This is a genomic window from Nonomuraea thailandensis (assembly GCF_024172165.1).
In the GTDB taxonomy this organism is placed as follows: domain Bacteria; phylum Actinomycetota; class Actinomycetes; order Streptosporangiales; family Streptosporangiaceae; genus Nonomuraea; species Nonomuraea thailandensis.
The window spans coordinates 9,365,551-9,377,786 of the sequence record NZ_JAMZEB010000002.1; the positions used below are offsets into that span (position 1 = coordinate 9,365,551).

At 72.6% G+C, this 12,236-nt stretch carries 7 protein-coding genes and 1 riboswitch; of the genes, 4 read left to right on the top strand and 3 right to left on the bottom strand.

Annotation, left to right across the window (positions count from 1 at the left end; genetic code table 11):
- The first annotated feature begins 3 nt into the window (after positions 1 to 3).
- The 3 genes from HD597_RS46940 to HD597_RS46950 all read left to right on the top strand — a co-directional run bounded on the left by HD597_RS46940 (position 4) and on the right by HD597_RS46950 (position 2,883).
- A complete protein-coding gene (locus HD597_RS46940) occupies positions 4 to 1,302 on the top strand; it encodes an MFS transporter (RefSeq protein WP_253753201.1) in 1,299 nt (432 codons plus the stop codon).
- Between the two features lie 15 nt (positions 1,303 to 1,317).
- Positions 1,318 to 1,413, top strand: a riboswitch (TPP riboswitch).
- Positions 1,407 to 2,210, top strand: a complete 804-nt coding sequence (gene thiD / locus HD597_RS46945; protein WP_253753203.1) for a bifunctional hydroxymethylpyrimidine kinase/phosphomethylpyrimidine kinase — start codon at positions 1,407 to 1,409, stop codon at positions 2,208 to 2,210. It overlaps the preceding riboswitch by 7 nt.
- 7 nt (positions 2,211 to 2,217) lie before the next feature.
- Positions 2,218 to 2,883, top strand: coding sequence for a TenA family protein (locus tag HD597_RS46950; protein ID WP_253753205.1), 666 nt, complete (start codon positions 2,218 to 2,220; stop codon positions 2,881 to 2,883).
- Here HD597_RS46950 and HD597_RS46955 read toward each other — a convergent pair.
- The 3 genes from HD597_RS46955 to HD597_RS65250 all read right to left on the bottom strand — a co-directional run bounded on the left by HD597_RS46955 (position 2,872) and on the right by HD597_RS65250 (position 9,200).
- Positions 2,872 to 4,995 (bottom strand): carbon starvation CstA family protein, encoded by a 2,124-nt coding sequence (locus HD597_RS46955; protein WP_253753207.1) that lies wholly within the window; start codon positions 4,993 to 4,995, stop codon positions 2,872 to 2,874. The two genes, HD597_RS46950 and HD597_RS46955, sit on opposite strands and share 12 nt — an antisense overlap.
- Positions 4,996 to 4,998: 3 nt before the next feature.
- A complete protein-coding gene (locus tag HD597_RS46960) occupies positions 4,999 to 5,340 on the bottom strand; it encodes a hypothetical protein (protein WP_253753209.1) in 342 nt (113 codons plus the stop codon).
- 116 nt (positions 5,341 to 5,456) lie between these two features.
- The gene (locus HD597_RS65250) at positions 5,457 to 9,200 is read right to left on the bottom strand and encodes a S8 family serine peptidase (protein ID WP_276083202.1); all 3,744 of its coding nucleotides are present in this window, start codon (positions 9,198 to 9,200) and stop codon (positions 5,457 to 5,459) included.
- Positions 9,201 to 9,363: 163 nt separating this feature from the next.
- On the opposite strand from HD597_RS65250, the gene HD597_RS46980 reads away from it, so the two are divergent.
- On the top strand, positions 9,364 to 12,231 hold the full coding sequence (locus tag HD597_RS46980; protein WP_253753211.1) for an ATP-binding protein: 2,868 nt from the start codon (positions 9,364 to 9,366) through the stop codon (positions 12,229 to 12,231).
- The last annotated feature ends 5 nt before the right edge of the window (positions 12,232 to 12,236 follow it).

A 12,236-nucleotide genomic window follows, 5' to 3' on the forward strand; every position in this document is an offset into this window, starting at 1 on the left:
CCTGTGACCCCCCAGAACCAGCAGCCGATCAGGCAGGTCGTGCTCGCCAGCTTCATCGGCACCACCATCGAGTGGTACGACTTCTTCATCTACGGCACGGCCGCCGCGTTGATCTTCAACGAGCTCTTCTTCCCGACGTTCTCCGACGTCGCGGGCAAGCTCGCCGCCTTCGCCGTCTTCGGCGCCGGCTTCGTGGTCCGCCCGCTGGGCGGCATCGTCTTCGGCCACTTCGGCGACCGGCTCGGCCGCAAGTCGATGCTGGTCCTGAGCCTGTTCATCATGGGCGCGGCCACGTTCCTGATCGGGCTGCTGCCCACGTACGACTCGTTCGGCGTGCTCGCCCCCGTCCTGCTGGTCGTGCTGCGGCTGCTGCAGGGCTTCGCGGTCGGCGGCGAGTGGGGCGGAGCCGTGCTCATGGCGGTCGAGCACTCGCCCAAGGAGCGTCGCGGCTACCACGGCAGCTGGCCGCAGTCCGGCGCGCCCGCCGGGCTGGTGCTGGCCTCCGCCGCGTTCGCCCTGGTCTCGCTGCTGCCGAAGGAGCAGTTCATGACGTGGGGCTGGCGGGTGCCGTTCCTGTGCAGCGTGGCGTTGCTGCTGGTCGGCCTGGTGATCCGGCTGCGGCTGGCGGAGACCCCCGACTTCGAGCGGGTCAAGCAGTCGGGGCGCCAGGTGCGGCTGCCGGTCATCGAGGCCATCCGGCGTCATCCGAAGAACCTGCTGCTGGCCTTCGGCGCCTGCATCGCGCCGTTCCTGCAGTTCTACCTGTTCGGCACGTACATCCTCACGTACGCGACCACCGAGCTGAAGATCGAGCGCGGCACGGTGCTGCTCATCGTCTCCATCGCCGCCGCGCTTGAGGTGATCACGATCCCGGCGTTCGCGGCGCTGTCCGACCGGATCGGCCGACGCAAGGTGTTCCTGGCCGGCACCGTCGCCTACGTCCTGTACGCCTACCCGTTCTTCCTGCTCATCGACTCGGGCTCGCCGCTGGTGCTGGCCGTCGCCACGATCATCGGCCTGTCGGTCATCCACCCCGCCATGTACGGGCCGCTCGCCGCGCTGTTCGCCGACATGTTCAGCGCCCGCGTCCGCTACAGCGGCGCCTCGCTCGGCTACCAGATCGGCGGCATGCTCGGCGGCGGCTTCGCGCCCGTGATCCTGACCTCGCTGCAGGCCGCGGCGGGCAGCGCCGTCCTCGGCATCCCGCCCTACATGATCGCGGCCGGGCTGATCACCATCGTCGCCACCTACCTGGCCACCCGGGCCGCCACGGCGGAGGAGGCCCGCGCCGTCGAGGTCTGAGCGCCTGTTACAGTGGCCGTTGACGCGGGGTGCCCGGAAGGCCGGGCTGAGATCACACCCGTCGAACCTGATCTAGTTCGGACTAGCGAAGGGACGTCACGGCCATGGCCGCTGTACCCAAGGTCCTGTCCATCGCGGGCACCGATCCCAGCGGCGGCGCCGGGATCCAGGCCGACCTGAAGACCTTCTCCGCCCTCGGCGCGTACGGCATGACCGTCGTCACCGCGCTGGTCGCGCAGACCACCACCGGCGTGACCGGCATCCACGAGGTGCCGGCCGAGTTCGTCGCCGAGCAGCTCGACACGCTGCTGACCGACGTGCCGGCCGACGCGGTGAAGATCGGCATGCTGGGCAACGCGGCGCTGATCAAGGCGGTGGCGGCGGCGCTCGACGCCTACCGGCCCGCCTACGTCGTGCTCGACCCCGTCATGGTGGCCAAGAGCGGCGACCGGCTGCTGCCCTCCGACGCGGTGGCCGCGCTGCGCGAGACGCTGCTGCCCCGCGTGCACCTGATCACCCCCAACCTGCCGGAGGCGGCCGACCTGCTCGGCGAGCAGCCGGCCGGAAGCCTGGCCGAGATGCACGAGCAGGCGCAGCGGCTGCGGGCGCTGGGCGCGCGGCAGGTGCTGCTCAAGGGCGGCCACCTCGACGGCGACACGTGCGTGGACGTGCTGGCCACGCCGGAGGGCACGATCGAGCTGGCCGCGCCCCGCGTGGACACGAAGAACACGCACGGCACCGGCTGCACGCTGTCCTCGGCCATCGCGGCGCTGCGCCCGCGCCACGACGACTGGGCGGGCGCGGTGCGGGCGGCCAAGGCGTACCTCACCGAGGCGCTGCGCGCGGCCGACAGCCTGCACGTCGGTCACGGCCACGGTCCCGTCCACCACTTCCACGCCATCTGGTAGGCCGCGCATGTTCTGCGACGACATGTGGCAGCGCACGGCCGGGCTGATGCGCGCCATCCACGAGCACCCCTTCATCACCGCACTCGGCGACGGCACCCTCGACCGTGAGCGGTTCGGCTTCTACATGCTGCAGGACGCCCGCTACCTGGAGGCGTTCTCCAAGGCGCTGGCCACGGCCTCCGTCCGGGCCGCCACCGCGGACGACGCGGCGTTCTGGGCGCGGAGCGCGCACACGGCGCTGGCGGCCGAGCGGATGTTGCACGCCGGGTACATCGAGGAGCTCGACGCCAAGGGCCCCACCTCGCCGGCCTGCCTGGCGTACGCGTCGTACCTCCAGGCCACCGCGCTGACCGAGCCCTACCCGGTCATCGCGGCGGCGGTGCTGCCGTGCTTCTGGATCTACCAGGACGTCGGCACGGCGCTGCTGGAGCGCGTCGGCGACACCGCAGGCCACCCGTACGGCGCGTGGATCTCCACCTACGCCGACCCGGGCTTCGCGGCCTCCGTCGAGCAGGCCAAGGCCATCGCCGACAGGCTCGCGGCCGCCGCCGGGCCGGACACCCGCGCGGCGATGGCGCAGGCGTACTGCCGGGCGGCGGCGTACGAGTGGATGTTCTGGGACAGCGCGTGGCGGCTGGAGGGCTGGCCCACGCAGCGGTGGCTACCCGCTTGAGGAGGCCCTGGCCATCATCTCCTTCTCCTCGCGGGTGGCGATGAGCCCGGCGGGGGCGTAGATCTTCGACTCCTCGAACGGCGCCTCCGTGCTGGGCAGCGGCTCCCGCATCCGGATCGCCTTGATCCACACGCGGGCGGCGTCGAGGAGCACTACGATGATCAGGATCGCGAACAGCGCCGCCAGGATGCCGTCCACGGTGGAGTTGACCACGATCTGCCGCATGGCGCCGGTCGTCTTGGCCGGCGCGAGGAGCTGCCCCTGGTCGAGCGCCGTCTGGTAGCGGTCGCGCTGGGCGAAGAAGCCGAGCGTCGGGTCGGGCGAGAACACCTTCTGGTAGCTGGCGGTCAGCGTGACCGCCGCGTCCCAGGCCAGTGGCACGCCCGTCACCCAGGCCCATTTGAGCCGCCCGCTCTTGATCAGCAGGGTCGTGGCCACGGTCAGCGCCACGGCGGCCAGGAGCTGGTTGGCGATGCCGAACAGCGGGAAGAGCTGGTTGATGCCGCCGAGCGGATCGTTGACGCCCTGGTAGAGGAAGTACCCCCAGGCGGCCACGACCACGCCGCTGGTCACCACCAGCCCCGGCCACCAGCTCACCCGGGAGATCGGCTTCCACAGGTTGCCCAGCGTGTCCTGGAGCATGAACCGCCCCACCCGCGTGCCGGCGTCCACGGTGGTGAGGATGAACAGCGCCTCGAACATGATCGCGAAGTGGTACCAGAACGCCTGCAGCGCCGCGCCGCCGAGGAAGCCGGAGAAGATCTGCGAGATGCCCACGGCCAGCGTGGGCGCGCCACCCGTCCTGGCGATCAGCGTCTCCTCCTGCACGGCCGCGGCGGCTGCCTCAAGGTCCTGCGGCGTGATGACGAAGCCCATGTTCGTGACCGCCTCGGCGGCCGTCTGGACGGTGGGGCCGAGGACTCCGGCCGGGGAGTTCATCGCGAAGTAGAGGCCGGGCGTCAGCACGCAGGCCGCCGTGATCGCCATGATGGCCACGAACGACTCCATGAGCATGGAGCCGTAGCCGATCATGCGAACCTGGGTCTCCTTCTGGATCATCTTGGGCGTCGTGCCCGACGAGATCAGCGAGTGGAAGCCCGACAGCGCGCCGCAGGCGATGATGATGAACACGAACGGGAACAGCGACCCGGCGAACACCGGGCCCTTGCCGTTGAAGGCGAAGTCGGTGAAGGCCGTGGTCTGCAGCGGAGGCGCGGTGATCGCGATGCCGATGGCGATCAGCACGATCGTGCCGATCTTCATGAACGTCGACAGGTAGTCGCGCGGCGCGAGCAGCATCCACACGGGCAGCACGGCCGCGACGAACCCGTACGCGATCAGCCACAGCGCCAGCGCCGACGGGCTCAGCGTGAAGAACGGCGCCCAGCTCGACTCCTGCACCCAGCCGCCGGCCACGATCGACAGGAGCAGCAGCGCGACGCCGATGACCGTGGTCTCGACGACCCTGCCCGGCCTGATCACCCGCAGGTAGAACCCCATGAACAGGGCGATCGGGATCGTCATCGCGATCGAGAAGACGCCCCACGGCGACTGCGCCAGCGCGTTCACCACGACCAGCGCCAGCACCGCCAGCAGGATGATCATGATGGCGAAGACCGCGATGAGCGCCGCGGCCCCGCCGATCGGCCCGATCTCCTCGCGGGCCATCTGCCCGAGGCTCCTGCCGTTGCGGCGCATGGAGAAGAACAGGATCACCATGTCCTGCACGGCCCCGGCGAAGATCACGCCCGCGATGATCCAGATGGTGCCGGGCAGGTAGCCCATCTGGGCCGCCAGCACGGGCCCCACCAGCGGCCCCGCGCCGGCGATGGCGGCGAAGTGGTGGCCGAACAGGATCCGGCGGTCGGTCGGCTGGTAGTCGATGCCGTTGTCGAGCCGCTCGGCAGGGGTGGCCCTGCGGTCGTCGGCACGCAGCACCTTGCGCACGATGAAGCGGGCATAGAACCGGTAGGCGATGGCGTACGAGCCGAGCGCGGCGCACAGCAGCCACACCGCGTTGACGTTCTCGCCCCTGGACAGGGCGAGCACCGCCCACCCCACGGCGCCGACGATGGCCACCGCCGTCCAGATGATGATGGAACGCAGCTTCACCGGTTACCTCCCGTAGTGAGGGCCATATAGGGGGCGCCCCAGGCAGCAGCGCAGGCCGGCGTCCGGCGGCAGATCGGAGACGAAGCGCCGCCAGCGCCACAGCGGGCGGCAGTCGATCGTGACGGGGAGGTCGGTGAGATGCACCCAGGCGGTGGGGTGGGCGTACACCAGGCCGGTCGGCCCCAGCGGGCGGGCCCGGCGGGGCAGCTTGGCGCGGCTCAACGCCCTGACCGAGAACTCCCCCGCGTCCGCGCAGCAGAGGCCGGTGACGTGCCAGTCGAAGAAGATCACTTCTCCGTCGCGGAGCGCTTCACGGGCTGCGGGAGTGAGTGTGATACGGGACATCTGGGGCTCCTGAAGATCAGGCAGCTCAGAATCAACACGGGCCTACCCGCAGTGGTCACGTCCGAAACGACAGGAGCGCCCCCCGTTTTCACGGGAGGCGCTCCTTGGTCAGAAGGTCACTGCTTCCACGGCTCGAAGTAGGCCACCGTGGCGAAGTCGATCTCCAGGGCGAACGGCGGGGTGCCGCCGGTCGCGCTGGAGCCCGTCACGAAGATCCGGACCCCTTCGGCGTCGGTCGCGTCCACGGCCAGGCCGTGGGCGTCGTCGGAGGCGCCGACCGCGCCGTCGTAGCGGCCCACCCAGAGCTGCTCGCCACTCCCGGCGTCGTACGCGACGGTCACGTAGTCGGTGCCCTTCGCCTGGTCGTCGGCGCTCTGACCGGCGATGACGACCTTGCTTCCGTCCGGCGTCACCCTGACGGCCCAGGCGTAGTCCTCGTTCCCGGCCTGCCCGTCGAAGCGCTGCACCCAGGACCGCTCACCGGTGGCCGCGTCGTAGGCGAGCGTGGTGAAGTCGGAGCCGGTGCCCTCGCCGGTGGTGTTGCCGGTGACGTACAGCCTGCCCTGCGCGAGCGTCAGGTCGTGCGGGGTGTCGCTCTCGTGCCCGGGGCCGTCGTAGCGGTCGGCCCACAGCTCCTTTCCTGTGGCGGCGTCGTAGGCGACCGTCATCACGTCGCTCTGGGTGTCCTGCGTCTCGATGCTGCCCGTGACGTAGACGGCCCCGGCGTCGGCGGCCATGCCGGAAGGCACGTCGATGCGGTTGGCCGGGCCGTTGTTCCCGGCCGTCCAGAGCTGCCGGCCGGTGGCGGCGTCGTAGGCGACCGTGCCCCAGTCGGACAGGCCGGTGCCCTCCTCGCCCTGGCTCTGGCCGCTGACGAAGAGCTTCGTGCCGTCGGGGGTCAGCTCGATCACCCGGGCGTCGTCGGTGCCCTTGCCGGGGCCGTCGTAGCGGGTCTGCCACTTCTCCCTGCCGTCGGCGGTGTCGTAGGCGGCGACGAAGTAGTCGGCCTCGCCGTTGTCGCCGACCGTGGTCATGCCGGTGACGTAGGCGGTTCTGCCGTCGGGCGCGACCTTCACCGCGTTGGCGTGGTCGGAGTGCGCGTTCGCCGCGGTGTAGCGGGCCGTCCACAGCGGCTCGCCGGAGGCCGCGTCGTAGGCGAGCGTGACGGCGTCGGTGCCGGTCTCGGTGCCCGCGCTGACGCCCGCCACGAGCAGCTTGCTCCCGTCCGGGGTCAGCTCCAGCGCGAACGGCTCGTCGTAGTTGCCGGCCGGGCCCGCGTACGTCCTGCTCCACAGCTCCTTGCCGGTCACGGCGTCGTAGGCGACGGTGGCGATGCTCGGGCTGAGCAGGCCGGGCGTGGAGCCGTAGCTGGCGCCGGTCACGTAGACGCGCTTGCCCGCGGGGTCGTTGACGATGAACTCGGCGGTGTCCTTGCCTCCGGCGACGCCGTACGTGGCCGCCCACTTCTCGGGCACCGGGCGCACCACGACGGGCGTCCGCACGGTGTGCCTGCGCTCCTTCCAGGTGAGCCGGCCGCCCACGTAGGCGTTCATGGGGGCCGTGGTCCGGGTGAACGTGACCGTGAACGACTTCGTCTGCCCGGAGCGCAGCGTCAGCCGGCTCGGCGACACCTTGACGTCGATGCCGTCGAGGCCGGTGACGGAGGCGGTGTACGTGGCGGTCGAGCGGCCCACGTTGGTCACCTGACGGGTCACCTGCTGCGTGCCGGGGAGCCTGCCGATGGCGATCGAGGGCACGTTCAGGTCGCTGGGGTCGAAGGAGCGGCCCTTGCCCGCCAGCGCCTGGCACACCTTCGGCTCGACGGCGTTCGTGCTGCCGCACAGGAAGGCCGTCCAGTCCTCGATGCCGCTGTCGTAGACGAGGCCGGGGTCGGCGGCGCTGTTCGGGGTGACGTGCCCGGCGCCCTGGCCGAAGATGACCGACGGGTCGGTGGACGGGCCGTCCTTGACGTCGGAGCCGCTGGTCATCAGGGCCGACTTGACCGCCATCGGGGACCAGCGCGGGTTGAGGTCCTTCAGCAGGGCGGCCAGCCCTGCCACGTGCGGGGCGGCCATGGAGGTGCCGCTGGAGACGTTGAATTCCAGCCCGTTCGCTCCCGGCGGCGCGTAGGCGGCCAGGATGTCCTGACCGGGGGCGATCAGGTCGGGCTTGAGCAGGTCGCCGCCCGCCGCCTGGAGCGGGCCGCGCGAGGAGAACGCGGCCACGTACGGGGCGGGGGCGTCCGAGGTGATCCTCGCCTGCTCGACCGTGGCCGTGGCGCCGGCCGTGGCGGCGTAGTCCTTGACGGCCTGCCGGTCCTTGACCGCGAGGTGCACGGTGGGGATGACATGCAGGTCGGCGTTCAGGGAGTTCTCGTCCGCGTTCGTCATGATCACGCCGAGGCCGCCCGCCTCGGAGACCGCGACGCTCTTGTTGACCCGCGGCGTGGTGCCGCGGTCACAGATCACGATCTTGCCCTTCACCTTGGCCGGGTCCAGCACCGCCGTGCCGCCGTTGTCCCTGGCGGCCCAGCACTGCGCGGCCTTCACCGGGTCCGCGCCGGCCACCGCGGCCGCTGCGGCGTCGACCAGCGGCGCGGGGCCCGCCTTGGTCGCGGCCAGCGAGACGCCTTCGTACGAGGCGCCGTTCCCGAGCGTCGCCGAGCCGTGCGTGGCGCGGTCGTGGGTGCCGGCCGCGACCGTGGTCACCCACGGGGACGGGTGCGCCACCGTGGCGGCCCCCGGCCCGTCGTTGCCGCCCGCCGCGGCCACGAACACGCCCGCCTCCGCCGCCGCCAGGAACGCCAGCTCGGCGGGGTCGAGCAGGTCCGTGCTGGTGCCCGAGACCGAGTAGTTGATCACGTCCACGCCGTCGGCCACCGCCTGGTCGATGGCGGCGACCAGGTCGGAGTAGTAGCCGTTCGCCGTGGAGGCGTCCTGCGTGGACCACAGCGCCTTGTACGCGGCGATCCTGGCGCGCGGCGCGATGCCGCTGATCTTGCCGAACGCCGCCGCCGGGCCCGTCACGGTCACGTCGTGGTTGCCGCCCGCCGTGGAGGCCGTGTGCGTGCCGTGGCCGTTGTAGTCGCGCGGCGACTGGAACTCCCACGGGAGCTGCTCCTTGACGCCCGCGTCACCGCCCCAGCCGGCGTTGAAGTGCCTGGCCGCGACGACCTTGCCGTTGCACAGCTTGGCGTCCCATGACTGGTCGGGGCTGCTCTGCGCGCAGCCGCCGTGGAAGCCGCGCAGCGGGCCGTACCGCCTGCCGCTCGTGTCCGGGTTGGCGAAGCTCTGGCTGCCCGCCCAGATGCCGCTGTCGATCACCCCGATGACCAGGCCGTCACCGGCGCCCTCGCCCTTCCTGCCGCCGGTCGGGCCGCCGAGCCGGTCCCACAGGCCGCCGCGGTCGTCCAGGCCGAGGAAGGCCGGGGTCGAGGAGGTGGCCACCGAGACCTTCCTGTCCTCGGTCACCGACACGACCTCGGGTAAGGCCCGCATCTTGGCCACCTGGTCGGCGGTCAGGCGCGCGGCGAAGCCCTCGTAGGAGTAGACGTACTCGTAGAGCTTGTGGCCGCCGGCCTTGCGCAGCGCGGCGTCGTGGCGGCCCTTCAGATGATCGACGTACTCGGTCACCTCGGCCGAGCCCGTCTCGATCTTCTCGCCCTCGGCGGGCTTGGTCCTCGCCAGACCGGCCACGTCACCCTCGTACGTCGCCACCGGCTCCGCGGCGAGCCGCACGAGATAAGTCTTCTGCTCCTCCGCGCCGGCCTCCGCCGTGCTCGGCCAGGCGAGCCCGGCCATCGCCAGCCCGGTCAGCGCGGCAGTCGCCACCAACCGTCTGGGGGATGTGGACAGATGCATCGTCGCCCCTTCATGCGTCCCGCGGATCACGCGGATGATCGCCGACGCTAATAAGGGACGGACTGGGCCGGTATCCGTACTGGATACGGATTTATGGCGTCACAAAACGGAAATTTAACATCAGGTAGCCTGTTGCCGCTGATATCCGGTAGGAGGTGGCCGCTTGCCTCTGGGACCGGCCCCCTCGGGCTCGCTCTCCGACGTGCTCGTCGGCCGCCGCTCCGAGCTGGCGCTGCTGCGCTCGGTCATCGGGTCACCGCCGTCGCTCGCCCTGGTCGAGGGCGAGGCGGGCATCGGCAAGAGCCGGCTGGTGGCGGAGCTGTTCGCCGCGCCCGACCTGGCCGGCACCCGGCGGCTCGTCGGCCAGTGCGAGCAGCTCCAGGAGCCGCTGCCCCTCTCACCGCTGCTCGACGCGTTCCGCTCGGCGGGGGCCGAGCTGGCCCGCTCGCGCCTGCCGCTCAACCCCGTGGCCGGGGCGCTGGCGCCGCTGCTGCCCGAGATCGCCGAGCACCTGCCCCCGCCCCTCCCGCCGCTGCCCGACCAGCGGGCGGAGCGGCACCGGGTGTTCCGCGCGGCGGTCGCGCTGCTCGACCACCTCGGCCCGCTGGTGCTCGTGCTGGAGGACGTGCACTGGGCCGACGCCGGCACCCACGACTTCCTCGCCTTCCTGGCCGCCCACCGGCCGCGCGACGTGGCGGTGATCCTCACCGTACGCACCGAGGCGGGCCTGCTGCCCATCCGCGAGGCCTTCGCCAGGGCGCCGTCGGGCCCGGCCCGCACGATCAGCCTGGCCCCGCTGAGCCTGCCCGAGGTGGAGGAGCTGGCAGGCGGCGTGCTCGGGGTCGAGCTCCCCCGCACGTTCGCCGGCCCCCTCTACGAGAAGACGGGCGGCATCCCGTTCGTCGTGGAGGAGGTGCTGCGCACGCTGCTGGAGCGGCTGCCCGCCGGCGAGATCCCCGGCCGCCCCGACGTGCTGGCCGACCTGGCCGTCCCCACCGTGCTGCGGGACGTGGTGCTGCAGCGCCTGTCCTCCCTCGACGACCCCTCTCAGGAGATCCTGGGCGCCGCGGCCGTCATCGGCATGACCCCCGACGACCGCGTGCTGGCCGAGGTCAGCGACCGCAGCCCGCCGGAGGTGGCCAGGGCGCTGGCCAAGGCGCAGGCGGTGGGGCTGCTGCACGAGGAGGACGGCCGCTCCCGGTTCAGGCACGCGCTGGCGCGGCAGATCGTGTACGAGTCCGTCGCCGTGTCCGGGCGGCGGTGGCTGCACCTGAGGACCGCGCGGGCCCTGGAGTCCCGCGGCGGTCCCCGGCCGGTGGCCCGGCTGGCGCACCACTTCCTGCACGCGGGCCGCACCTCCGACTTCGTGGGCAACGCCGAGGCCGCCGCCGACACGGCGCTCTCCCACGGGGACGACGCCACGGCCGCCCGCTTCCTGCTGCGCGCGCTGGAGGTCGGCGAGCTGTCCCGCGACGTACGCGTACGGCTGGCCGTCAAGCTGGGCCGGGCGGCCGTGGACGGGCTCGCGCATGCGGAGGCCGTGCCGATACTCGAACGCCTGCTGGCCACCGAGCCGCTGCCCGCCCCGCTGCGCGGCGAGCTGCGCTTCGCCCTCGGCCGCCTGCTGCGCCAGCACGGGCAGGCGCGAGCGGGATACCTGCAGATCGAGCACGCGATCGACGACCTCGGCGAGCGGCCCGCGCTCCTGGGCCGCGCGCTGGCCGTGCTGGCCGCGCCGGAGACCGTCGTGGACCGGCACGTCAGCGAGCACACCGCCCGCTGCGAGCAGGCGGAGCGGGCCGCGCTCCGCAGCGGCGACCCGGACGTGGCCATCGCGGTCCGCATCACGCGCGCGAGCCTGCTGCTGGAGCAGGGCGACCCGGAGAGCCGGCGGCTGATCGACGCGCTGCTGGCCGACGAGCGGCTGCGCGCCTCGCCCCGCGAGCACGCCCGCGCCTGCCTCAACTGGGCCCAGGGCGCCCTGCACGCCGGGCGGCTCGACCGGGCCGAGATCCTGCTCGCGGAGGGGCGGCGAGTGGCCGACGAGGCCGAGTACCTGCGGGTGGCGGAGGTCGTCTCGCTGGTGACGGCCGCCGTGGACCGGGCCGCCGGGCGGTGGGACGGGCTGGAGGAGCGGCTGCGCCGGCTGGGCGACACCTCCGCCACGTTCGCCGCGGCCTCCCTGGACTCGCGACTGCTGCGCGGGGCGCTGCTGGCCGCGACGGGCCCCGCCGAGCAGGCCGTCGAGGTCCTGCGCGAGGTGATCGCGATCGCCGGGCGGACGGGGGCGGTGTGGCCGCTCATCCCGGCCAGGACGACGCTGTCGCGGCTGCTGCTGTCGCTGGACGACGCCGCCGGCGCCGCCGAGCACGCCACCGCCGCCCTGGACCTGGCGCGGGCCAAGGGGAACTGGGTGTGGGCGGCCGAGAGCGTGTCGTGCCTGGTGGACGCCCTGGACGCCCTGGGCGGGCGCGGCGGCGCGGAGGAGGTGGCGGAGCTGCGCGCAGGTCTCGGCAGGGCCGACGCGCCGCTCGCGCAGGCGGCGCTGCTGACCGCCGAGGCCGTGCTCGCGCGCGCGGACGACGCCGGGCGGGCCGACCGGCTCCTCGACGAGGCGCGGGTCCTGCTGCGCAAGGCCGGGCTGCGGTACGAGGAGGCGCTGGCCGGGGAGCGGCTGGGGCGGTGGCGCTGCGAGCGCGGGTCCGGCGACGGCGGGGCGCTGCTGGAGGAGGCCCTGCGGGCGTACGGGGCGATGGGGGCGGACCGCGACCTCGCGCGGGTCTGCCGGGTGATGCGGCAGAACGGGGTGCCGATCCCGTACCCGTGGCGGGGCGGGCGGCCCTCGCACGGCGGGACGCTGTCGTCGCGGGAACGCGAGGTGGCGCTGCTGGCCGCGGCCGGGAAGACGAACCAGGAGATCGCCGACGCGCTGTTCCTGTCCAGGCGCACGGTGGAGAGCCACATCGCCAACGCGCTGCGCAAGCTGGGGCTGGCCTCGCGCAAGGAGCTGCGCACGTTCCCCGTGGAGTGATCTTC

Bases quoted from the DNA above. Each gene is read 5' to 3' on its own strand.
- thiD (WP_253753203.1), top strand. From the start codon at position 1,407: ATGGCCGCTGTACCCAAGGTCCTGTCCATCGCGGGCACCGATCCCAGC.
- HD597_RS46950 (WP_253753205.1), top strand. From the start codon at position 2,218: ATGTTCTGCGACGACATGTGGCAGCGCACGGCCGGGCTGATGCGCGCC.
- HD597_RS46960 (WP_253753209.1), bottom strand. From the start codon at position 5,340: ATGTCCCGTATCACACTCACTCCCGCAGCCCGTGAAGCGCTCCGCGAC.
- HD597_RS65250 (WP_276083202.1), bottom strand. From the start codon at position 9,200: ATGCATCTGTCCACATCCCCCAGACGGTTGGTGGCGACTGCCGCGCTG.